Annotated in this window: 20 protein-coding genes; 9 read left to right on the top strand and 11 right to left on the bottom strand. The window is 62.1% G+C overall.

Going from position 1 to position 20,059, the window contains the following annotated elements:
- Nucleotides 1–162 precede the first annotated feature (162 nt).
- Nucleotides 163–1,290 (bottom strand): hypothetical protein, encoded by a 1,128-nt coding sequence (locus NON22_RS07745; protein WP_257386360.1) that lies wholly within the window; start codon nucleotides 1,288–1,290, stop codon nucleotides 163–165.
- Nucleotides 1,291–1,395: 105 nt separating this feature from the next.
- Between NON22_RS07745 and NON22_RS07740 the strand changes: the two genes are divergently transcribed.
- Entirely contained in the window at nucleotides 1,396–1,905 is a 510-nt protein-coding gene (locus NON22_RS07740; protein ID WP_257386359.1) for a hypothetical protein, read from the top strand.
- 126 nt (nucleotides 1,906–2,031) lie between these two features.
- On the opposite strand, the gene NON22_RS07735 is transcribed toward NON22_RS07740, so the two are convergent.
- Nucleotides 2,032–2,937, bottom strand: coding sequence for an ArdC family protein (locus NON22_RS07735; protein WP_257386358.1), 906 nt, complete (start codon nucleotides 2,935–2,937; stop codon nucleotides 2,032–2,034).
- 353 nt (nucleotides 2,938–3,290) lie between these two features.
- Between NON22_RS07735 and NON22_RS07730 the strand changes: the two genes are divergently transcribed.
- From NON22_RS07730 to NON22_RS07715, 4 genes are all read left to right on the top strand, one after another.
- Entirely contained in the window at nucleotides 3,291–4,337 is a 1,047-nt protein-coding gene (locus NON22_RS07730) for a hypothetical protein (protein ID WP_257386357.1), read from the top strand.
- Nucleotides 4,315–5,781 carry a hypothetical protein gene (locus NON22_RS07725; protein WP_257386356.1) on the top strand — a complete coding sequence of 489 codons (1,467 nt, stop codon included), beginning with the start codon at nucleotides 4,315–4,317 and terminating at the stop codon, nucleotides 5,779–5,781. The genes NON22_RS07730 and NON22_RS07725 overlap by 23 nt, the downstream gene beginning before the upstream one ends.
- Before the next feature lie 454 nt (nucleotides 5,782–6,235).
- Nucleotides 6,236–6,880 (top strand): hypothetical protein, encoded by a 645-nt coding sequence (locus NON22_RS07720; RefSeq protein WP_257386355.1) that lies wholly within the window; start codon nucleotides 6,236–6,238, stop codon nucleotides 6,878–6,880.
- Between the two features lie 726 nt (nucleotides 6,881–7,606).
- Entirely contained in the window at nucleotides 7,607–8,437 is an 831-nt protein-coding gene (locus NON22_RS07715) for a CHAD domain-containing protein (protein WP_257386354.1), read from the top strand.
- Nucleotides 8,438–8,787: 350 nt separating this feature from the next.
- Here the strand turns inward: NON22_RS07715 and NON22_RS07710 are convergent, their stop codons facing one another.
- From NON22_RS07710 to NON22_RS07685, 6 genes are all read right to left on the bottom strand, one after another.
- Nucleotides 8,788–9,111 (bottom strand): addiction module antidote protein, encoded by a 324-nt coding sequence (locus NON22_RS07710; RefSeq protein WP_257386352.1) that lies wholly within the window; start codon nucleotides 9,109–9,111, stop codon nucleotides 8,788–8,790.
- A gap of 41 nt (nucleotides 9,112–9,152) precedes the next feature.
- Nucleotides 9,153–9,512, bottom strand: a complete 360-nt coding sequence (locus NON22_RS07705; RefSeq protein ID WP_257386351.1) for a PIN domain-containing protein — start codon at nucleotides 9,510–9,512, stop codon at nucleotides 9,153–9,155.
- On the bottom strand, nucleotides 9,509–9,718 hold the full coding sequence (locus NON22_RS07700) for a type II toxin-antitoxin system VapB family antitoxin (protein ID WP_257386350.1): 210 nt from the start codon (nucleotides 9,716–9,718) through the stop codon (nucleotides 9,509–9,511). The genes NON22_RS07705 and NON22_RS07700 overlap by 4 nt, the downstream gene beginning before the upstream one ends.
- A 67-nt stretch (nucleotides 9,719–9,785) precedes the next feature.
- Nucleotides 9,786–10,391 carry a hypothetical protein gene (locus tag NON22_RS07695; protein WP_257386349.1) on the bottom strand — a complete coding sequence of 202 codons (606 nt, stop codon included), beginning with the start codon at nucleotides 10,389–10,391 and terminating at the stop codon, nucleotides 9,786–9,788.
- A 117-nt stretch (nucleotides 10,392–10,508) separates the two neighbouring features.
- Complete coding sequence (locus NON22_RS07690) at nucleotides 10,509–10,817, bottom strand: DUF736 domain-containing protein (protein WP_257386363.1); 309 nt, start codon at nucleotides 10,815–10,817, stop codon at nucleotides 10,509–10,511.
- A 441-nt stretch (nucleotides 10,818–11,258) separates the two neighbouring features.
- Nucleotides 11,259–13,184 (bottom strand): ParB/RepB/Spo0J family partition protein, encoded by a 1,926-nt coding sequence (locus NON22_RS07685; RefSeq protein WP_257386348.1) that lies wholly within the window; start codon nucleotides 13,182–13,184, stop codon nucleotides 11,259–11,261.
- 722 nt (nucleotides 13,185–13,906) lie between these two features.
- Between NON22_RS07685 and NON22_RS07680 the strand changes: the two genes are divergently transcribed.
- From NON22_RS07680 to NON22_RS07670, 3 genes are all read left to right on the top strand, one after another.
- A complete protein-coding gene (locus NON22_RS07680; protein ID WP_425507959.1) occupies nucleotides 13,907–14,137 on the top strand; it encodes a DUF3606 domain-containing protein in 231 nt (76 codons plus the stop codon).
- 117 nt (nucleotides 14,138–14,254) lie between these two features.
- Nucleotides 14,255–15,016 carry a hypothetical protein gene (locus NON22_RS07675; protein WP_257386347.1) on the top strand — a complete coding sequence of 254 codons (762 nt, stop codon included), beginning with the start codon at nucleotides 14,255–14,257 and terminating at the stop codon, nucleotides 15,014–15,016.
- A 138-nt stretch (nucleotides 15,017–15,154) separates the two neighbouring features.
- Nucleotides 15,155–16,342 carry an ATP-binding protein gene (locus tag NON22_RS07670; protein ID WP_257386346.1) on the top strand — a complete coding sequence of 396 codons (1,188 nt, stop codon included), beginning with the start codon at nucleotides 15,155–15,157 and terminating at the stop codon, nucleotides 16,340–16,342.
- A gap of 55 nt (nucleotides 16,343–16,397) precedes the next feature.
- Here the strand turns inward: NON22_RS07670 and NON22_RS07665 are convergent, their stop codons facing one another.
- The 3 genes from NON22_RS07665 to metX form a co-directional block, all read right to left on the bottom strand.
- Nucleotides 16,398–17,729, bottom strand: a complete 1,332-nt coding sequence (locus NON22_RS07665) for a tyrosine-type recombinase/integrase (RefSeq protein ID WP_257386345.1) — start codon at nucleotides 17,727–17,729, stop codon at nucleotides 16,398–16,400.
- 235 nt (nucleotides 17,730–17,964) lie between these two features.
- Nucleotides 17,965–18,543: a cysteine dioxygenase family protein gene (locus tag NON22_RS07660; protein WP_257386344.1), complete on the bottom strand. Its 579-nt coding sequence runs from the start codon at nucleotides 18,541–18,543 to the stop codon at nucleotides 17,965–17,967.
- Nucleotides 18,544–18,574: 31 nt separating this feature from the next.
- Nucleotides 18,575–19,675, bottom strand: coding sequence for a homoserine O-acetyltransferase MetX (metX, locus tag NON22_RS07655; RefSeq protein WP_257386361.1), 1,101 nt, complete (start codon nucleotides 19,673–19,675; stop codon nucleotides 18,575–18,577).
- Nucleotides 19,676–19,771: 96 nt separating this feature from the next.
- Here metX and NON22_RS07650 point away from each other — a divergent pair.
- Nucleotides 19,772–20,059: class I SAM-dependent methyltransferase (locus NON22_RS07650; protein ID WP_257386343.1), on the top strand; the 288-nt coding region annotated here is incomplete at its 3' end.

Below are 20,059 nucleotides of genomic sequence, written 5' to 3'. Positions count from 1 at the left end.
GCTCTGACGGGGAAGTTGCGTCCGCAGATGGCTTATTGAAGACGAAAAGCCGCAAACAGCGGCTTTCGCGGCGAGATTTTGGCAACTTTGCGCCTGGTTTCGATGCCGGTTCCGCAAATCGAGCTTCTGGCATGCGGTGACGAGGGCTTATTCAGACCTTCCCTAGGCAGTGCGCCCTTCGGTTTTCGTAGCGGTGATGGCTGCCGTCAATCCATGCCCACCGGGTCGGGCTGCGTCGGTGAGTATGACGCCGCTTATTTGCAGCGTGGCCGCAAGCGTACCGAGCTGGGGTTGTTGCGAGAGGTTAGGCGTGCTCGGAGCTGCCGGGTTGGCGGTGATGCCAGCGGGCGGTGCATCGGCGCCCAGCTCGGCTTTGAGGCTTTCGGCGTCTTTCACTGTTGCCAGATACGGCTGAGCCGCATCCAGCGGATCGGTGGCCGCTTTGAGCTTTGCGTCGATCTCGGCCTCCGGCACGCCCTTGGCTGCGAGGAAGCGGTGGACGTTGGCGCGCAGGTTACGGTCGTATTCCTCGGTCGATAGCCCTTCGGACTCGACCGTTCGGCGTTGTTTGCGCAGTTGCTCGCGCAGTTCGTTCCAACGCGGGGCGAAGTCGGGGCTTTCGCCCGCACCGTGGGTCTCGGCATCGAGCATCTGGCCTGCGACGGCGCCGCCAGCATTGAGGTTGCCTTGCGGCGTGTTCTTCGCCATCTGCTCGGCGATGTAGCGCTGCCGTTCGGCTTCCCGCTCGCGGTAGTCGGCTTCGTCTTGCGACGAGTCGAATTTCAGGTAGGGGGCGAAGATGCGTCGCTCGTAGAGGTCGGCGCTCAAGGATTCGACGGTACGACGCGTATCCGCGTTGATGGCGGCGAACTCGGCGGCGCGGGCAGCCTGCCCGGTGGTCGCCTCGGTCTTGATCTGCTGTGCGAGGTTTGTGGCGGCGGTCAGGTTGGCGGTGATTTCCGTGCGCAAGGTGGCGAGGGATGCCGGGGAGGCGGTTGCGACGCTTCGGCTTAGCGCTGTGAGCTGTGCGAGCTGGGCTCTGGCTTCACCCACGCCGCCGGCGACGCCGGCGGCGCGCGAAATTTCCGCGAGGCGCGCTTCCAGCTCGAAGCTGGCCGCGGTCAGGCGGCCAATCAGTTCGACGCGGAGGCTAGCCTCCGGCTCGGCAGTTTCCTGCCGAGCCGTGCTGTCTCGTTCATCGCTGTGGCGCGGTGTTTCGATGGTAGCCCCCGAAAGATTCCTACCCCGAGCCTGCCAGAAAAGCCCTAATTTTCGGTTAACGGGCAGCACACAAAAGATTATTTTTGGTTAAATGATAGACTTTTATCCGCCGCGGTCGATGAGTTCGACGCTCTCGACGCCACGGCGCCCCAATCGACTTTTTGAGGAAGAAAAATGGAGCCGACCAACTGCAATTGCTCTGCCCAGAAAGTTCTTTCCTTCGAAGAAATTTCTCTATGCAGGGACGCGATCGGAAGCGTTTACAACTGGCATCAGCCGCCAAGAGGCATCGAAACCGGCGTTTTTGGAGCAAGAGACTTGCTCGGATACTTCAGCACCAGAGAGGGAAGTAACTGGGACGACTGTGCGCTCGCTGTGCCATTCTCATTTGGGATGCTAACAGCACGTGTGACGACGCGAAACTCTGTCATCGATAGGGTCGATTTACCGGAACTCGATGTTGCGCTGTATTCGGTGAGAAACGACATTGCCACTCACCTGGTTTCCGCTCGTTTCATTGCTGCGCAGAATCCTGAAGGAATAGCTATTGAAACGGAGCAACGGGTAAAGAGCTATGACTGGCGCTGCTTAGCGAAGTGTGCGCCGAGTTGCATCGCATGCGTTGGTGATCTTCAATGTTGGGTGATCTGCGCTGGTGCTTGTGTAATTTCGTGCGCACTCTGAAGCACGGGAATGCATTCGCTGAAGCGCGAAGTGAAGTAGTCCGGGACGCCAGCTCCCGTAATCTGGCTGGAAAGCAAGCTGCGATCCCGTCGCCTTCGGTGACGGGATCGCCACACTCGAACGTGCTTATTGGCTTGACTGCAAGCTGTGGAGAAAGTCCGCCGCGGCCTGAGCCTGTGCGGCGGCGGTGAAAATGGCGCGCTTGTCGGCTTTCAGGATGGAAAGCCAATAGGCGAGATAGTCCGCATGGTCGGGCTGGATTTCGGGCGTGACGCCGAGCATGGCGCAGAGGAAGGCCGCGCCGAGTTCGGCGATCAGTTCCTCGAACGCATAGGCGTTGTCGCCGAAGCGCTTACCAAATTCGCGTGCAAGGCGGGTGCCGTGGCCGGTCCAATGCACCAGCTCGTGCGCCTTGGTGGCGGCGTAGCTTTCGGCATCGTGGAAGGCGGCGAGTGGCGGGAGCTGGATCACGTCCGCTGCACGGCTGTAACAGGCGCGGTTGCCGCCGTGGCGGAACGTTGCGCCGGTGGTGGCAAAGAACCGTTCGGCGGCGACGAGGGTTTCAGGAAGCGGTATAGCTGATGCGGCTGCGGGCGGCTGGTACTGTGCGGGCAGACCTTCGATCTGTTCGACGTTGAAGACGGTATAGCCCTTCATGAACGCGATGTGCCGTTCCTCGTCTTCGCCGTTCTCGCCGGTTTCGGTGGCGGTGATGCGGTTGGCGTAGACGATGGGCGTGCCGGTTTCGCCTTTCTTCACATGGGCACCGAGTTCCTGCGCTTGCTTGAAGGTCATCCAGATGGGCGCACGATAGCCGCGTTCGATGGCGGCGCCCCACAGCAGCAGGACATTGACGCCCCGGTATGCCACGCCGTTGTGACGTAGCGGCATGGTGGCGGGAGTGCCTGCGACATTGTCCGTCCATGGTTTGTGCCACGGGCGACGGACGTTCTCCAAGTCGGCGATGATTTTCTCGGTGACGCGGGTGTAAACATCAACGCGGGTGGTGGATGTAGCAGCGCTGGCGTGCATGGCCTTTCTCCTTCGGGCTGGGGTTGCGGATGGCAACCCCGGTTGCCCGCCGGCGAGGCCGGGGAGGAAAAGCGCAAGGGCGGCCCGGCGGGAGGGGGATCACCCGGCCTGGCACGGAGCGCATGCGAAGGAAGGTTGGGGATACCGCTGGGGCGGCGCGTCAGCGCTTCACCCTTGCGCTGCGCCAGGGGCAGCGCCCCTTAGGGACTTATTTATCAATAACTTATGCCGAACTTCTGGAAAGCTTTCACGTTTGTGAGGCATTTACGCACTAGAATGGACGCCCTGTCGGGGCGTGAGTAAGGCAACCACGAACCGGCGTTGCGGTTCTAATTTCACTATTGCAGAGGCGTATGGGTCAGAACGCATCCTCCGCTGCCCTACAGACTTCGCCGGACGGTCGCGAGGCAATGCCGCCGTTGGACCGGGGCGAGAAGCAATTCAGCGTATTGGAAATCGCCAACGCGGCGGGTACGAAATGGATAGAAGATGCGCGCCGATTGATTGCAGCGCTCGATTCGCCCGCACGTGTTACGGATGTGACGCAGAGCATTATCACTGGCGCGAATGTGGCTCTGGAGCGTGTCATTTATGCTCCAGCTAACGATTCGGTTGCAGCGTTCGATGCTAAGCGCTCAAGCAATTATTATCGCCGCCCCATTGTCACCGTTTCACCAGAGGACGGCTCGACTGTTTCGGACGAGGCGTTTCATATCGACCGCGCACTAGAAGATATTTTCTCAGGCCAGTTGGGGCTTACGCCGCCTCGCGAACTCATCGTTCCCGAAAGTCGCGATGATGTAGAGCGTATTGGTACGTCGCACGATTTTCTGGCGATGATGTTCTGGGCACATATCAAGGCGTTGTACCGCGAGCAACATCCGCAGACTGCGGACGGGCGGTGGTCGGTCGATGCGCGATTTGACGAAATGGCGGGCATGCAGCCGGATGATGTCATGCGACGGCTGGCTATCGTGAAACGAACGCAGGGGCACCTGATACACGGATTGCGTGCAAGAGATTCCGATGGCCTTTGGGCGTATTACTGCATTCACGTCGCTTCGGCGAACGAACGGCGCTTCCTGGAGGCGATTCGTGGTGACGGCAAGGTCGATCTTAAAACGTTCGGGGTCATCGTGCTTTCGGAGTATGAGTCTTCGTTCCGCGAGCGGCGAAGCGTGCGTGTTCGTGCGCGGCTAGATACGGTCGTCGCGTCATATGCCGAACTCGCGCAGCGGGAACGTGGCTATTCGTATCCGTCTGGCGACACCCGGCATGCAGGGCCGATTTCCGAATTTGAGCGGCGACGGTGGAGTGCAGCTCTTGAAAACGAGGGATCGCGGCGCGCGCTCGTTGAGCAGCTAGCCCGCAGCATTGGTGAAGAACACCATGATTGGTGAAGAACACCATGCCGTCGCCGCCGACCATGAGTTGCCGCTGTTTACGGATTTGACGTATGACCGGCGTCTTCAGGCAATGGCGGCAGACATAGCCCTGGGGGTTATCCGGCGTCGCAAGCTGCCGCTCGATTTCCTGGCGAGTTTTGCCAATCTGATCGTGCACGACGACTCCCATCAGGTTGCGCGAACTGAGCGCATGATGGACGCTTTGCGCGATTCATTTCGCTATGTCGGGAGCGACCGAGACGCATTTGCGAAGTTCTTCCTGCTTGTCTGCCAGAACGAAAGCCTCGTCGAACCGAATCAGTATTTCGCCGCTCTGAAACTGATTACGGTCAATCAAAGGAAGGTCGAAGCGGCGCGCGGCCTCGGAATTATTCCGACCATTGGCGCCTTGGTTGGCTTGACGGCCTTAGGCCCTGTTGGCGCTGCGCTAGGGGCATTCGCCGGGAAACGGCTCCATCGTGATCGGGAGAAAGAGCCGTATTCCGCACTTTCGGAAGACGCGCTGCATACCCTTCGCAATTCGGCCGCATTGCTTGATGCCCTCATGCGTGTCGGTCCGACGTGGGCACCAAAACTGCTGAGCGCCGTACAGCGCTATTGTTTGGCACCCGAAAAGGATCGCGGCGCGATTGAAGAGATCAGCACGCTTGTTTCTCTTATCGCGGACTGCGCGCTTGAAAATAAGCAAATACTCGAGGGTTCCGAGGCGATTGAGAAGGCGGGCCTTCGCATCGAAATGAACGCGGTGCGGCGGTTGGCCGAATTATCGCTCGACCTAAATCTTTCGGTAAATGAAAGAAACCTGTTGCAGCGTTTGCTGCAATCTGACTTCATGGTGGAGATACGTGCAATCTCTATCCTCGGTCATGCCATCGAATCGAAGCCTCACAGTGAAAAGCGCGCTATTTTGAGGGAGCTTATTGGAAGCTCGCTTGGGAAAGCGTTTGACGCTGCAGAGTACCCTGCCGATCAGCGTGAGGCGATGACCGAGCGTATCATTGATGCGCTGCTGTCACACGACAAAGCCGTTGACGTAGCCACGCCGGAAATGCGTTCCACCGGGGCGATGTCGCACGCTGCAAGCTTGCGTGATTCCTTACCAAAGGTGGCCCCGGCGATCTGGAAGACGGACAAGCAGCCGGACGACACTCCGGTTACTTTTATAAAACGACACTACGGTGCTTTTTTGCGTGCCGACGCGACTGGCTTGACACGGCCAGATCTTCGCCGGCTCGACTATTCGCTGTATATGGGGCTGTCGAACTGGCTGCGGAATAACGAGCTGCCGGAAGACTGCCCGCTGCCGGTGAAATCTGAAGCATTAGCACGTGAGGAGCAAGAATTCGAGGCGCTAGGCGTCGATGAAGGCTCTGTTGTTCGGACTGTTTGGCGGCGACGGGCTCGAAGCGAGCCCCAAAGGTCGCCCAGAAAGACGTAAATGCTGCAGCGCAGCAATATGAAACGACGAAATCCACCGATTCATCGTTGACACGCCCTTGAGGCGAGAGTAGCGTCCAACTCGCGCAGTGATGCGCCGAGGCGGCTTAGCCGTTCTCGCAACTCATTTATTTCCCAGGAGAAATGTCATGGCTTGCCCAAATTGCGGGAGCGGGAACGTGCGTGCCGGAGAAAGTGGCTTCCTGTTCGACAACTACTACTGCCTCAATTGCGATCGCCCGTTCGAGGGTATTTCCCGAGTCGTCAAGGGGGTCGCAGTGGGGGCGCTCTGCGCCGCTGTGCTTGGTCCGGCAGGGTTCTTGGCCGGTGCTGCCATGCTTGATGGGGATGGTGGCGAGGCGATGTAGCCCCCAGTCGAAGAGGAACTGGTTCTGCCCCGGAATGCATCTCCGGGGCATCTTTTTCTGACTCATCACACCGTTTGGGAGAAGGCCATGGGACTTGATGACGCGAAGGCGAAAGCGCTGTCGCTTCTGGAGACAGCGATCACCGAGCTGCAAAGCTCACCCCAGGATGCGCGAGAGGTTGCTGAAGATTGCAGTCTCGGCGCACTGCGAGCCAAGCAGTTTGCCAAGGCTGCGGCGTTGGCGTTACCGACATTTTTCGGGCCTATAGGGCTGGTGGCACTCCCTGCAGAGACGGTGGCACTGCTCCGTTTGATGAGCACCAGCGCACTTGCAACCGGTTGGGCAATCGGCCGCACGCCAAGTGAGCACGATTTCAAGCTCATTCTCGGCGTCTGGTCCGGCCAACTCGACATCAAGGGGCTTGCCCTCGCGAAAGGCGGCGCGGTAGCTGCTCCCGCTGCCGGAATGCTTGCCAGCGCAGCGAACAGCATCGGTGTGCATGTTTCCTCCAGCACACTTGGAAGCAGCTTGATTGGCTCATCGGCAACAAGCCTTTCGACGCTCGGGCAGGCATACGTGCCCTATGCGGCCAAGCAGCTTTTCGGCAAGACGATCGCTAATGCATTCGGTCGTTGGGCGCCGATTCTCGGGCCGCTGATTTGTGGCGGCATCAATGTAGCCGTTATCAACAGCGTGATGGATGCGTCGGAGGAGTATTACCGCGCTACCTAGACGGCAGCAGATCGTTCCGGCTGCACCGGTCGAAGAGCGTTGAGGTATCGAACGTCGACGAGGTGATACGACATGAATTTTATCTTCAAGGTTCACGAACTTTATCTGGAAAGACACATGGATGCCATGCTCGAGGCGGCGTCTAACGATCGTGAATGCCCAAGTTGCCGACGACACTGCAAGCAAAAACTCCTTCAGCCCTGCGATGCTGTGTTAGGGATGGCCGCGCAAACAATGCCGAGCGCTTGGGAGCACGTATTTTCCATCGCCCGACACTTGGTTCCGTTTCCAGTCAAGGTTGCCGTTCAAGTCGTCGCAAGCCTGGATGGAAACGAGTCCCCACCGTATGTCCAATGTTCTCATTGCAATTTCATCTGGGCGTGTTGAGCTTTCGGTAAATACAGCAGTGATAGCGAAGCTCTTGGGCTCGCTGACTTGTTGGGCGCATAAAAACGACCATCGCGCCGTTCGTTTTACAGCAGGCCGCGCTGCGTGAAGGAAAACTGCCTCGCGGCCTGTTGACGACAAAGTGATCCAGCGTGCGAACGCCGATGAGATCAAGTACGGCCCCACCTGTTTTGCAGTCAAGCGCTGTTGCTTGGCGGTTGCGATACGTATGCCGGGAACCAGCGCACGGATGCGGCGCAACGGGCGGCCACATAAACGGTGTAGGATTTCACTTTCGTTTCAGTGCGCTGGATGGATGCAATGCTTCCGGAATCCGACATGCCGCCGGAAGATTCCAGCGGAGCTTCCGATCTGGGTACGGCATTACAGGCCTATGCGCTGGCGCAGCTCTACCGGATCGGCGAGCATTTGAAGCGCCACAGGCATCCGCACGGCGCGGTTCACGAGGCACGCAAAGCCGTGCGCCGGTTCCGGTCGGTGATCGCGCTGTGTCGTAGCGCCGCACCCGAACTCGTGGATGCTGCTGATGCAACGATCCGGCGCGTGGGAAAAAGGCTCTCGCGGCTGCGGGATGCGCATGTCGCAACCGAAACGGTTGCTGGTTTGCGGCACCATGCCGAGCATGGCGACGCCTGGCGCGCGCTGCATGCGGCGCTCAAGCAGGAACGCGATACCCGATTGGAGGCGATGCTGGCGGATGACCCCGGGTTTGCGGGATTGCGCAAGCGTGTTTTGCGGGTCGCAAGAACCGTTGCGGGCGCGCAGTTCACTTCGCTTGCCGACGAAACGGTGCTGCTGGCCCTGCGCGCGAGTGCCGCGCGGATGCAAAAGGCTGAGCGCGACGCGCGCGAGCGACCGGGTGCAGCATTGCGCCATCGGTGGCGTAGGCGCGTGCGGCGGCTACGCCTGCAACTGGAATGCCTGGAAGAAATTGCGCGTGACGGACTTCCCGCGGTGCGCGCAAAGGCGCGCTGGGTGCTGAGCGAAGCGCTGGAGACGATGCCGTCGGTGGTAACGCTGGAGCGTCTTGCCGACCGGCTCGGAAGGCAGCAGGATCTCGTGAATCTCAGGGCGGCGTTGCGCCGCAACGATGCACTCCCCTCGCGCGACGTGCTGCTGCGTGCGCTCACGCAACGGCGTACTTCCTGAGAACATCGCATCGGGTGACGCGGTTCGTCCCAATTGTGTAGGCGGTCGGTGCGCCGGTGGACTCGTGACATTGCCGGTTACGACATTGCAGGCAAGGCGGTGCGCTTCCTCACTCACGCGCGTGCAGCTGCCCCGCCGGACGCGGCGCTAACCGCGGCCTTGCCTGCCATGCGTGTGGTGAACCGGCCCTCTGCCTCTCGTCACATGGCGCATCGCTCGCGCCGATACAAGGGAGGAACCGATGACACCGACTGACGCAGTCGCACTCATTCACGCACTGGCGGCACTGATTGCCGCGCTGGCGCAACTGATCGCCGTGCTGCGCGGGCCGCCGGGATGAGCCGCCGTCGCTAGACGCGCTTGCAGGGTTCAACGGTGAGCTGCAGGCCCATCGCGTGCATGACCGCGCAGAGGGTATCGAGGCGCGGATTGCCGCTTGCTGATAAGGCACGCGACAGGCTTTCGCGCTTGATGCTAGCGGCGCGCGCGACGTTGGCGATACCGCGCGCCTGAGCGATTTGCCGAATGGCGGCGAGCAGCACATGCCGCCCGTCTTCGTCGGTGGCTTCCTCGAACGCCACTTTGAGGTAGTGGGCGGCAAATTCGGGATCGCGCTTGATGCGGTCGGTTACGTAGTCGTCATGCGACACGGATGCGGGTTTGCGTTTTCTCACTTGCCAATCTTTCTATCGTTCCGCGCGGCTGTGATCCACGACTACGCCACCGCCAGCTTGAGTTTTTCTGCGACAGCGCGCAGGCGTTTGTTGCGCGTCCATAGCGGGGCGGCGTTGAGGCGCGCGGCTGCCAGCAAGTGTGCGTCGACATAGCCGATGCCTTTGCCCACAAGGCTATAGCGCTCGATGAATGCCATCACTTCCTCGTCGCGGGCGGGCAGCGCCTGCGGAAGGTCATCAAGCGACTGAAGGATGAATTTGCGTTGGCGGAGGCTGCCAAGCGCCAGCTCACCAATCACGAAGGGATGCGTGAGGACTTGCCCTGCATCGAGCAGCGTGCGCAGCTTTGCGTCGTTGCAGTGCAGGTAATCGATCCAGACCGAACTATCGACGAGGATCATTTACGCTTCGGGCGGCGGCGGGGAGCCGCGGATGCCTTCGGCTCACTGCCGCCCAGCAGCGCGAGCCTGCGGCCACTCTCGCGGGCGATGATGGCTCGTAGTGCTTCGGCGATGAGTGCATCGAGTTCGAGAATGCCCGTCAGATCCCGCGCTCGGGTGATGAGGGTGTCATCAAGTGTCAGCTCGGTGCGCGTGCGTTTTTCCATGCTGCTTTCGTAGCATGACGTAGCGGAATTTCCAGCATTTTACGCGCCGCGCACCGCGCGGGCCGCGTTATTGGCTAGGTGCTGATGCGTTCAGGAGTTGTTTCCCGATTTGAGCGCCGAGTCGTGTGGGGCGGAATACGCGGTCACCGGATTTGTTGTGGCTAAGCGAGAGCAATCCCGATTCAACGAGCTGAGTAAGGTCGGCGTCATAAAAGCGCGGTTCGCTGGGCCGAAACTGGGCATCTGCTCCGCTGCCATCAAGCCAGAGATTGCGTCCAGTTCGACTGGAAGTTTCAATCAACGTTCCGGCCTGGTTTCTCTCAATCATCACCAGAAGTTCACGCGCTTGCGTTGAAAGCGTTGTTTCCGGGTAAATAGCACGCGCCATGTCATCAAGCGGGCCAAGCCCTGCGGCGACGGCAGTGATTTTCTCGTCGAGGACGCGGAGCTTTTCCAGCAACTCGTCACGCCCCTCGGCGAACGCTGCCTTCACGCTGACTGTCATCGCTTGGTTACGCTCGATGGCGCGCATCAGGTCAGCATGGCCGTGTGTTGCCATCCATTCGGTGAACTCCTGAACACTCAGTGCATCCCGGCTGCTCTTTTGACCGGCATAATCGGCCATGAGACTGACGATCTGGGTAAATGCGGCAACGACCGCTGACAGCTCCATCGTGGTGCTCCTGAATGAGTTTTCAGCATGGTACATCCGGGAATCTCAGCTGCTGAGATTCCCGGATGCAGGAAGAGCACCCCGCCGCTGTTGCAACGGGGGCGCTGCCGATGGCGGCTATTCCGCCTTGGTGCGCGACCAGATGAGCGTATGCACGCCGTCTTCGCCTTCGATCAGGCGGGCATAGACGGTAGCCGCGAAAGACGGATCATCCAGCGTGATCGACAGGTAAGGCCGGTCGGCCTGGCTGACCTTCTTCCAGGCGGCGCCAACTTCGTAGTTGCCGGCGACTACGAGGCGGTAGTCGGGGGCGTTCTCGTTCGTCTTGTCGAGGGCGACGAGCTTGGCTTTGACGTCGAGCGTCAAGGTGCGAAGCGTGCCGCCGAAGCCGGTGCTGGTTTTCGTGAATGTGCCAATGGTAGTCATGATGTTCTCCGTTGTTGGTGAAGGCTCGCGACCATCGCGGCCTTGTGGGATGCCTGAAAGGAGCGGCACGCGCCGGATGCACCGCTTTTTGCGGACGTAACCTGTGGTGGAGGGCTGTTGGCACGGCAGGTGAATTTGCCTCGCGAGGAAGGCGCGCATGCGCCGGGGAAATTCGTTCCCGTGACCAGTTGCATCCATCGGCGCGTGGCCCGCGCCAACCATCCCCGCCAAGGCCCGAGGTCGTACGGCGTTCTCTCCAGGAGAACAGCAGGCGCTACGGCCAACAGGCAGCGAAACCTGCATGCGCAACGGCTTGGCAGGTGCGCCGTTGACGTGAACCGGGCGCGGCCAAAGCCGCGCCCGCTTTTTTTTTGCGCAGACGCAGAAACGCACGCCCGACAGGACTGCCGGGCGTGCGCGTGGCTTGCCTGCGTTGTAGGGCTAGGCCGTGGGCGTGTCGCTGGTGGCAGCTCGCAGCATGGCCGGAAGCCAGCCGGTGCCTGCGACCAGACGCTCCGCCTCGCTGGCGCTGCCTGCCTTGGTCAGCTTGGTAAGGCGTGCCGCATGCTGCGGTGCGAACTCCCGCACGGCCTCCGCAATCGCGGTCTTCGGGATGTGCCGGAAATATCCCTCGGCGGTCGGCGTCCACCACGTGCTCATGTCGAGCGCGACGGCCTGCGCGAGCGGTGCCGCGCGTTCCTCGTCGGCGCGAGACGTCACCGCGTTCAGCGAGGACGCCACGCAGAGCGCCAGCAGGTGCAGCAAGGCGTCCTGCTCCAGCCCCAGCAGGTACGCAAAGCGCGCTTCGCCATCTTCCGGCAGGTTGCCCGTCAGCGCCGCACGCAGTTCCTGCAGGGCGGCGGTTGCCGGAGCCTCCGGCATATCCGGCGCGTAGGCATCCAGTTCGCGCTGCGGGCGCAGGCCGATGCATAGCGGCATGGAGGATGCGACCGGATGCTCCTGCGCTTCCAGCAAGTGGCAGACCAGCGCGGCCAATGCCGTGTGCGGACTTCGGGCAAGCTCGACCCTGAGCGCTGCCGTGCGGTGGGCGCTGAGGCGGCGCGTCAGCGTTTCGGACAGACGCGGTGTGCTGGCCGCACCTTCGGCATCGTCGGCTTCGGGTTCTTCCGCGCCGTCGCGTGCCTTGGCGAGCAGACGCATGGCCTTGGCCTCGGCTTCACGCATCAGGCCACGATGGATGACGATCTCACCACGGCGGCCGATGGTGACGATAGCCCCGGACATGGCGCGGGTCGCTGCGCTGTAGTCCATCAAGCCGCGCTCGATGGCTTGCAGGCGTTCACCGGCACGCTCGCCCTGCTCGTGCAGGGCATCGGCGCGTGCGTCGTCGCCTGCTTCCAAGGCTTCCTCGATGGCGGCGCCGAGTTGCTGCATCTTGGCCTGCAAGGCCGCGATGCGTTTGGTTTCGCCTGCGCGGGGCTCGCGCGCCTGCATCGGGGCGCGCTGGAACGCATGCAGGTCAGCGCTGGTGATGGTGGGTACGGCGTCCACCCACGCCCAGCCTTCGGCGCGTACGGTGTGCGCCTCGGCATCGAGGCGCTCTTGTGCCAGCCGGTAGAGCAGCGCGTTGTCGGACAGGTAGATGCCGTGGTCTGCATCTGCGAACAGGTCGCGGCGCGTGCCGCCGCCTGCTTTCTCGTAGGCTTCAAGCCCGACGAACTGCGCCAGCGGGTTACGGCAGGCGTCGATTTCCTGCTCGGTCAGTCGGGCGCGCAGTGCCTGCGGATCGCGGTTCCATGACGGGGCGTTGTAGTAGGACGCTTCCTGCGCTTCGTGCTCGTCGGTGATGGCCAGCGCCATCAACTGATCGAGCGCGATTTCACCGGCGCGGTAGTCGGCCATCAGGCGTGGGGAAATGTTGGCGAGCTTCAAGCGGCGCTGCACGACCAGCGGAGTCACCGCAAAGTCGGCGGCGATTTCTTCCACGGTGCGGCCCTCGGCGACGAGAGCGGCGAACGCGGCAAACTGGTCTGCCGGGTGCATGGCTTCGCGTTGCAGGTTTTCCGTCAGGCTGGCGGTGCGGGCGGAAACGTCCGCCACCATCAGGCACGGCACTTCGGCGTCCTTGGTGATGCGGTGCTGTTTCGCCAAGAGTTTAAGCGCCGCGAGTCGGCGGCTACCGGCGACGACTTCGTAGTGCTCGCCATCACACGCGAGGGTTACGGTGAGGTTTTGCAGCAGGCCGACGCGGGCGATGCTGGCCGCCAGCTCGGCTATGCCGATGGCACCGGCGCGGCGCACGTTGCGCGAGGATGGGCGCAGCAGCGACAGCGGCACCAGCAGCAGGTGCTGTGCCGGAACCGGCAGCGGAAGGGTCGAAGGAGTATGAGAAATGGAAGTGGTCATGATGTTTTCTCCTGCCCGTATTGCGGGCGATAAAGTGAAATGGTGAAAGTCGTTCATTGAGCCGGTGGCTCACGGTGTCGGTGGGTACATGACTTGCCTGCCTTTCTTTTCCGCGCCGACCGGATTCCTAGATTCGGAAGCCCGCTCTTGCTTTGGTTTGTCCGGCGTAGTGACCTGGGCCGGTCGCCTCTGTGCCGCCGTCTTTCCTGAGTTCATCGCCCGTGACCTTCCGGGCCGGCGCAAGGGCTGGCGGTCAAGGAGGTAAGTGCGTGGGTGGTGCGGCCCGCAGGCGCACGCCGAGGACACGGCCACGCGCGCCTTGACGGCCAGACATCACCGGCCATGGTCGCGAGCAAGGTGATGAACTCAGGAAAGGCGGGGGCATGACCCGGCACCCGTGCAGTGACGCCGGAGCAAACGCCGTAGCGGCGAGCGTTCGGATGTGGCCGGTGACGGGACGGCAAACGGAGTGCGCAGGCAGCGACTTGCTGCCGGAGGCGTCAGGGATCGCAACCGAATGGCCGCGCCCGCACGGGGCGAAGCCTTGCATGTCCGGTGGTACCTCGTACCAGACGCAAACGGGCTGTCGTCGTGATGGGCAGCCTAGGGGATGGTTCTCCTAGGAATACCTGCCAGTAATGGCGCAGCGGATGCCACTGCATCGGAAATCTCGGAAATTTCCCAGGCCAAAATCAGGCCCTTCCGATGGTCCAAGCGGGCTCGTGAGCGCACGCTGGTTCGGCCATCTGGCAATCAGCGAGGAAATGAAAATGACGGACGACACAAAGCATTCGGGTCCGCCGGACCCGTCGCTCATCAACCTCAACCAGGCTCACGAAGTTCGCTACTGGACGAAAGAGCTTGGCGTCACGGAAGCACAGCTGCGCGCGGCGGTTCGCGAGGTGGGCCATTCCACGTCGAAAGTGCGGGCGTATCTCAAGCTGAAGCGCTGAGCGTTCATGGTGCCGCACGTCGGTGCTGCCCGTGTCGCACATGGTGAGACGCCATCCAGGCACACAGACGCCCGCACGCATCGCTGCGGCACCTGAACCCATTCGACGAGGATGAGTATGACAACCAACACAGGCGGCATTATCGGTAGCACCGTAACCGGTGACGGCAACATCGCCGGCAACGGCAACATCGTGCAGATCGACAAGTCCCGCGATACGAACCACTACGGCAGCGGTCATGGTGACCGTGGCGGTAGCGGTGGAGACCGCAGCGATGGAGAGGCCGGGCCTTTCATGTTCGGAGCCGTCGCGCTTTCTCTGGCGATCGTAGGTGCTGCCTTCGTGTTCGCGAAGCACGCGCCGCAATACTACTTAGCCGCCTGTTTGGTCGCGCTGTTCCAAGTCAGCGCTTCGATGTGTGCCGTTATCGGCGATATTTCGGGCGGTCGCACCGTTCGCGAGGACTGGCGCGAATGGCTGGCGCTCGCGTACGCCATCGGTGTTGCGCTGCTGATCTACTACGCATGGCGTTCGTATCCGCCGGCGGTCGTGGACCATGCCAACGCCGCTGCATCCATGCGCGAATTCTGGTGCGGACTCACGGAGCACGGTCACGGTGTAGCGGTTCAGCATGTGCTCGCGGCGGCGGCGATCTCGCTGGGTCTCGCCTTGAACATGCCGCATGCTATTGCGGGATTTCTCGCATATATGTTCGGCGAGTACACGCCGATCGCCCAGTTGGCCTACCGCGCGGCAAGCGTGCCCTTTGCCGTCTTCGCGTGGTTCCTGGCGGTGACGGCGGGCTTCGTGCTGATCTATCTGGAACCGTCGGCGTTCTCCGGCGTGGCCGGGCCATTCATGGGGTGTGCGACGCGGTGAGTGATGGAAGGCCAGAGTAGGGGAGGCGCGCACCCTGTCCGCGTTGCGCGCGTTCCGTGGGGCCGAGAAAAGGGTTGATAACTAGCGAAGTTAGTATAGTTTATCTTTTTATACTAACTTGTACTAAGGTCGCTTGAAATGGACCCAAGACGCAATCCTTATTCCCCCGGCGCTGGCTATCCGCCGCCCGAACTATCGGGTCGTGACCAGATACTCGGTGACGCTGATGTCGCTCTTGACCGCATCCGGCAAGGCCGGCCAGCGCGCGGCTTCATTCTCTATGGGCTACGCGGCGTCGGGAAAACGGTGCTCCTCAATCAAATCAGCCTGGAAGCCGAAACCAAAGGTCTGTTCGTTGTGCGGATAGAATCCCCGGAGGACCGTTCGCTTCCAGCCGTGCTGATTCCGGCGATTCGGGGTGTGCTGCTCAAGATCAGCCGAGGTGAGGCGTTCCGACAGAAGCTTGGCAAAGCGATGCGGGCGCTTGGCGGTTTCGCGCGCGCACTCAAGGTCCGCTATCAGGACATTGAGGTGGGCCGGGATCTCGACACCGAGACCGGCGTAGCCGATAGCGGCGACCTGCAGGCGGACCTGATCGACCTGTTTGAGGCTGTCGGCGAGGCGGCTGCCGAGCATGCGACCGCCGTGGTCCTCGCGATCGACGAGCTGCAATACGTCGCCGAGGAACAGCTAGCTGCGCTCATCACGGCACTACACCGCACGAGCCAGCGGCAATTGCCGGTGTTGATGGTAGCTGCTGGGCTTCCGCAGCTGCTGGCACAGATGGGACGTGCGAAGTCGTATGCGGAGCGATTGTTCGCATTCGTTACCATCGACAAACTCGACGAAAGTGCGGCACGCGAAGCGCTGTGCAAGCCGGCAGCCGAGGAAGGGGCAAGCTACGCGGAAGACGCTATTGCGGAAATTCTCACGCAGACGCAGGGCTATCCATATTTCTTGCAGGAATGGGGCAAGCATTGCTGGAATCTCGCCAATGCCAGTCCAATCGCGCGCGCGGATGCGACGCGTGCTACCTGTGCGGCTATGCTTGAGCTGGATATGAGCTTTTTCCGCGTGCGGTTTGACCGACTCACTCCGGCAGAGAAACGCTATGTGCGTGCGATGGCAGAGCTTGGGCCGGGGCCGCATCGCTCGGGCGATATCGCGGCCATTCTTGGCAAGGAAGTTTCGACGATTGCGCCGACCCGTGCGTCGCTCATCAAGAAGGGCATGGTGTATAGCCCGAGCCACGGCGATACGGCTTTCACGGTGCCGCTGTTCGACGGGTTTATGAAACGCAATATGCCGGCTTTGAACGCCGGTTAGCCCATCTAGTGCGCGGCGGACCGCTGATTCAGCTATAGCTGCTTTACGTAGCCCGTCATCGCGATTTCTTACGCGATGCCGCCGCGTTCTTCGCGCGCTCTTTTGCTGCAGCGTCTGGTGTCTTCGACTTGCGCACATTGATTGCCGCAGTATCCAACGTCGTCTTGATGTGCGAGGCGTAGTATTTCTCGATCATCTCGACGCTGGTGCGGCAGTTCTTGGCGATCTGGTAAATGTCGGCGCCTTCCATCAGGCGCATGCAGATATAGGTATGACGTAAGCTATATGCGGTGCGAAGGTTGCCTTCGCGGTCGTGTTTGAGATTGAGTTCGTCAAGGATGGTATTCAGTAGCTCACGCTGCACCTTGCCGAAGATAAGGTCAGTGGGCTTAAGCGCTTTTCGCTGGCGAATGCGCTGAATGGGATGGACCGCTCCCGGCATGCTCTTGCAGTAGCCAGCGCCACGTTTACCGCGTACCTCGATTTCAAGGATGCGTTCACCCATGGCATCGTCTTTGACAATGGTGACGTCTCGGTCCTGCAATCGCGATGCCTCATCCGGGCGAAGTCCGGTATTGCCCATGAACAGCACGTAGTCGTGGAGGTCTTCGCAGGCACTGCGCCAACGCTCCTTTTTCGGATTCTTGGCGCGTTCACGGGTCGCCTCATACAGGATTCGATATTCCTCGGGCGAGAACCACGCCCGGTGCGCGATCTTGCCCGAGGCCTTGTAGGCAACCGTCATGTCCGGCAGGGCGTTGATCCAGCCTTTGCGGTTTGCCGTCTTGAGCACCTGGCGAAGTGTGACGATTTCTCCATGCAGTGTGCTGCGGGCAGGGCGCTTGGCTTCACCGGTCTTCTTGTCGATGCGGGAAGTCTGGCGATGCACCCGGTAGCTCTGCACGACGTCAGCGGTGACGTCTGCTACCGGCAGGTCGCCAAGGAATGGCAGAAGATGTACCCGGAGGTTGTCGTCTTTGCTTTGAACGTAGTTCTCGTTGCGCTCGCCCTGCGTGATGACCCTGTACTCATCGAGAAATGCTTCGGCGGCTTCGCGGAAGGTGGGGCCGGTTGGCTTAGGGGACGGCGTTCGCCGACGCCGGTCTTCGACCGGCGCGCCGGTTCCGGCGGGGGAGGGCTGGACGGTTCCGTCCAGCGACAGCGCCTCGCGTTTGCGGCGCCGATCAGCCGCATAGCAGAGCATGTACCAGTCGCGAGCGAATTCGCGGGCAAGGACGACGTTGGTTTCTTTCGTGCTGACGCGGAGGTTGCGACCACCCATATAGGTGGAGCACTGGTAGTACCGGCTCCGGGGGCGCTTGTAGAGATGCACTTTGCCGTCGAGCAGCGTTAGCGTCTCAACGGTGTCCGACTTTTTGTCAGTCATGGCTACACCTCCCCAAAGTGTGTAAGGAGTGTGTAAGACTTTCAGGTCGGGTTGTCCAGCTATATCTTGCTGACTTTACTGGATATTTTCGCTCGGATTTTTTGTTAATCCGGTTTTGAGTCTGCCGCGTCTACCAATTCCGCCACACCGGCACAGGTGCCGCCGGCTCGAACGGCCGGCGCGGTAGGGCGGCGAGTATAGCGGAAAGCGCGCGGCGCGGGAGCGGCGCGCGGCGTCAGTGCGTCTGGTCGAGCGACAGCTGGCGCTGGTCGCGTTCGTACCAGGTGTCGGCGAGCGGGCGGAACACGCTGCAGCTCGTCATCGGGCCGCGGTAGATGTGCAGCGAGACGGCGACGTCGTCGTCGCTGGGATTGCAGATCGTATGGTATTCGTGCGGCGGGATCAGGCTGCCGGCCGAGCCGGCGCCGGCGATCATCGTGCCGCGCGATTCGAAGCGATAGCGGTTGTCGTCCTGTCCGGTCAGTTCGTACGGCGTGATCTCGAGCAGGCCGTGCCAGACGCCTTCGACGCACCACATGCCGGCATGGTCGTGGATCGGCGTGCCCTGGCCCGGTCCCCAGGTCATCGCGATGACGCTGTAGCCGTGTTCCTCGCTGCGGTAGAGCTCGCGCCGCGCGTAGTGGTCGCCGACCGGCTCGAACACGCAGTCCGGCAGCTTGACCTCGGGATCGCGGATCAGCCGGCACAGGGTATGGCGCAGCTGGTCGGTGATCTCGGTCGGACAGTCGCGGCAGATGGCGAGGTCGAGGGCTTCGACCAGGCGCTGCGCGCCGGGGAATTGCAGGGTGAGCATGGCGGTGTCCGTCAGCGGAAGCGCGCCGATCTTACAGCCGGGCCAGGAACTGCGCGATGGCCGCGCCGAAACGCGCGATGTCGACGAGGAAGGCGTCGTGGCCCTGCGGGCTGTCGAGCGCGACGAACTCGACCGCGGCGCCGGCGCCGCGCAGGCCGTCGGCGATTTCCTGCTGCTGGCTCAGCGGGAACAGGATGTCGGTCTCCACGCCGATGACGAGCGCCCGTTCCAGGCGGATCCGCGCGAGCGCCGCGCTCACGCTGCCCTGGCCGTACTCGGCCACGTCGAACCAGTCGCTCGCACGCGACAGATAGAGGTAGCTGTTCGGATCGAAGTTGCGCACAAAGCGGCGCGCGTGGCCGATCAGGTAGGACTCGATCTGGAACTCCGCGCCGAACGGTTCTTCCTCGCGCTGGTCGGATTCGAGCCGGATGCGCGCGAAGCGGCCGACCCATTCCATGGCCGAGCGGTAGGTGATGACGCCGAGCTTGCGCGCGATCGACATGCCGGCTTCGGGATAGCGCTCGTCGGAGTAGTCGCCGTTGTTCCACTGCGGATCCAGGCGTATCGCCTCGCGCTGCAGCGAACGGATCGCGATCGCGAACGGCTGCGCCTGCGGCGCCGTCGAGATGCTGATGTGCGCGCGCACGGCGTCCGGGTGCAGCGACAGATAGGCCAGCGCGGTCATGCCGCCCATGGAATTGCCGAGCAGGCAGGCGAGCTTTTCGATGCCGAGCCCTTCGACGAGCGCATGCGCGGCTTCAGCGGCGTCCTCGAGCGTCAGCTCGGGAAAGCTCAGGCGATAGGGCTGGCCGCTGGCCGGATCGATCGACGCGGCGCCGGTGGAACCCTTGCAGCTGCCCAGGGTGTTCACGCAGATCACGAACCAGCGCCGCGTGTCGACGTACTTGCCCGGGCCGATCATCTCTTCCCACCAGCCCGGGGTCGGGTCCTGCGCGTTCGAGGCCGCGTGCGCGCTCGGCGACAGTCCCGTGAAGATCAGCAGCGCATTGGCGCGCGCCGCGTCGAGCTCGCCCCAGGTTTCGTAGGCGAGGCGGGCGCCGTGCAGCTGGCCGCCGCGCTTCATCGCGAACGGCGTGGGCAGGTCGAAGTAACGGCGGGCGTCGCCCATGATGTCGTGGCCGGAGCGCGGCGGTGCGCGGAGGCGGGAATGTAAACTCATGCCCTGGCCAATCCAAGGCTTCCGTCAGGCCGTCGGCGCGTATCGATGTTCGCGAACTCCCGTCCCGTCCTCAGCTCGCAGAGCGGCCCGCACGCGCGTCTGGCCGAGCTCGTGCAGCGGCATCTGCGCCATCCGTTCCGCCGTCCGGCAGGCGTCGCGTCGCGGCTCGCGTTCGACACGCTGGCCGGCGCGCTGGCCGGCGATCCGCGGCCGCGCGTGCTCGATGCGGGCTGCGGCACGGGCGCGAGTACCGTGCAGCTGGCGCGCCGCCATGCGGACGCCGTCGTCATCGGCGTGGACAAGTCGGCGTTGCGCCTGGCCACAGATCGGAAG

The sequence above is a fragment of the Tahibacter caeni genome (assembly GCF_024609805.1).
Lineage (GTDB): Bacteria > Pseudomonadota > Gammaproteobacteria > Xanthomonadales > Rhodanobacteraceae > Tahibacter > Tahibacter caeni.
This window is presented reverse-complemented; position numbering and strand designations above follow the sequence as displayed.

Coding starts and splice junctions, on each gene's coding strand:
- NON22_RS07740 (WP_257386359.1), top strand. CDS start 1,396: ATGGAGCCGACCAACTGCAATTGCTCTGCCCAGAAAGTTCTTTCCTTC.
- NON22_RS07735 (WP_257386358.1), bottom strand. CDS start 2,937: ATGCACGCCAGCGCTGCTACATCCACCACCCGCGTTGATGTTTACACC.
- NON22_RS07730 (WP_257386357.1), top strand. CDS start 3,291: ATGGGTCAGAACGCATCCTCCGCTGCCCTACAGACTTCGCCGGACGGT.
- NON22_RS07720 (WP_257386355.1), top strand. CDS start 6,236: ATGGGACTTGATGACGCGAAGGCGAAAGCGCTGTCGCTTCTGGAGACA.
- NON22_RS07715 (WP_257386354.1), top strand. CDS start 7,607: ATGCCGCCGGAAGATTCCAGCGGAGCTTCCGATCTGGGTACGGCATTA.
- NON22_RS07705 (WP_257386351.1), bottom strand. CDS start 9,512: ATGATCCTCGTCGATAGTTCGGTCTGGATCGATTACCTGCACTGCAAC.
- NON22_RS07700 (WP_257386350.1), bottom strand. CDS start 9,718: ATGGAAAAACGCACGCGCACCGAGCTGACACTTGATGACACCCTCATC.
- NON22_RS07695 (WP_257386349.1), bottom strand. CDS start 10,391: ATGGAGCTGTCAGCGGTCGTTGCCGCATTTACCCAGATCGTCAGTCTC.
- NON22_RS07690 (WP_257386363.1), bottom strand. CDS start 10,817: ATGACTACCATTGGCACATTCACGAAAACCAGCACCGGCTTCGGCGGC.
- NON22_RS07685 (WP_257386348.1), bottom strand. CDS start 13,184: ATGACCACTTCCATTTCTCATACTCCTTCGACCCTTCCGCTGCCGGTT.
- NON22_RS07675 (WP_257386347.1), top strand. CDS start 14,255: ATGACAACCAACACAGGCGGCATTATCGGTAGCACCGTAACCGGTGAC.
- NON22_RS07670 (WP_257386346.1), top strand. CDS start 15,155: ATGGACCCAAGACGCAATCCTTATTCCCCCGGCGCTGGCTATCCGCCG.
- NON22_RS07665 (WP_257386345.1), bottom strand. CDS start 17,729: ATGACTGACAAAAAGTCGGACACCGTTGAGACGCTAACGCTGCTCGAC.
- NON22_RS07660 (WP_257386344.1), bottom strand. CDS start 18,543: ATGCTCACCCTGCAATTCCCCGGCGCGCAGCGCCTGGTCGAAGCCCTC.
- metX (WP_257386361.1), bottom strand. CDS start 19,675: ATGGGCGACGCCCGCCGTTACTTCGACCTGCCCACGCCGTTCGCGATG.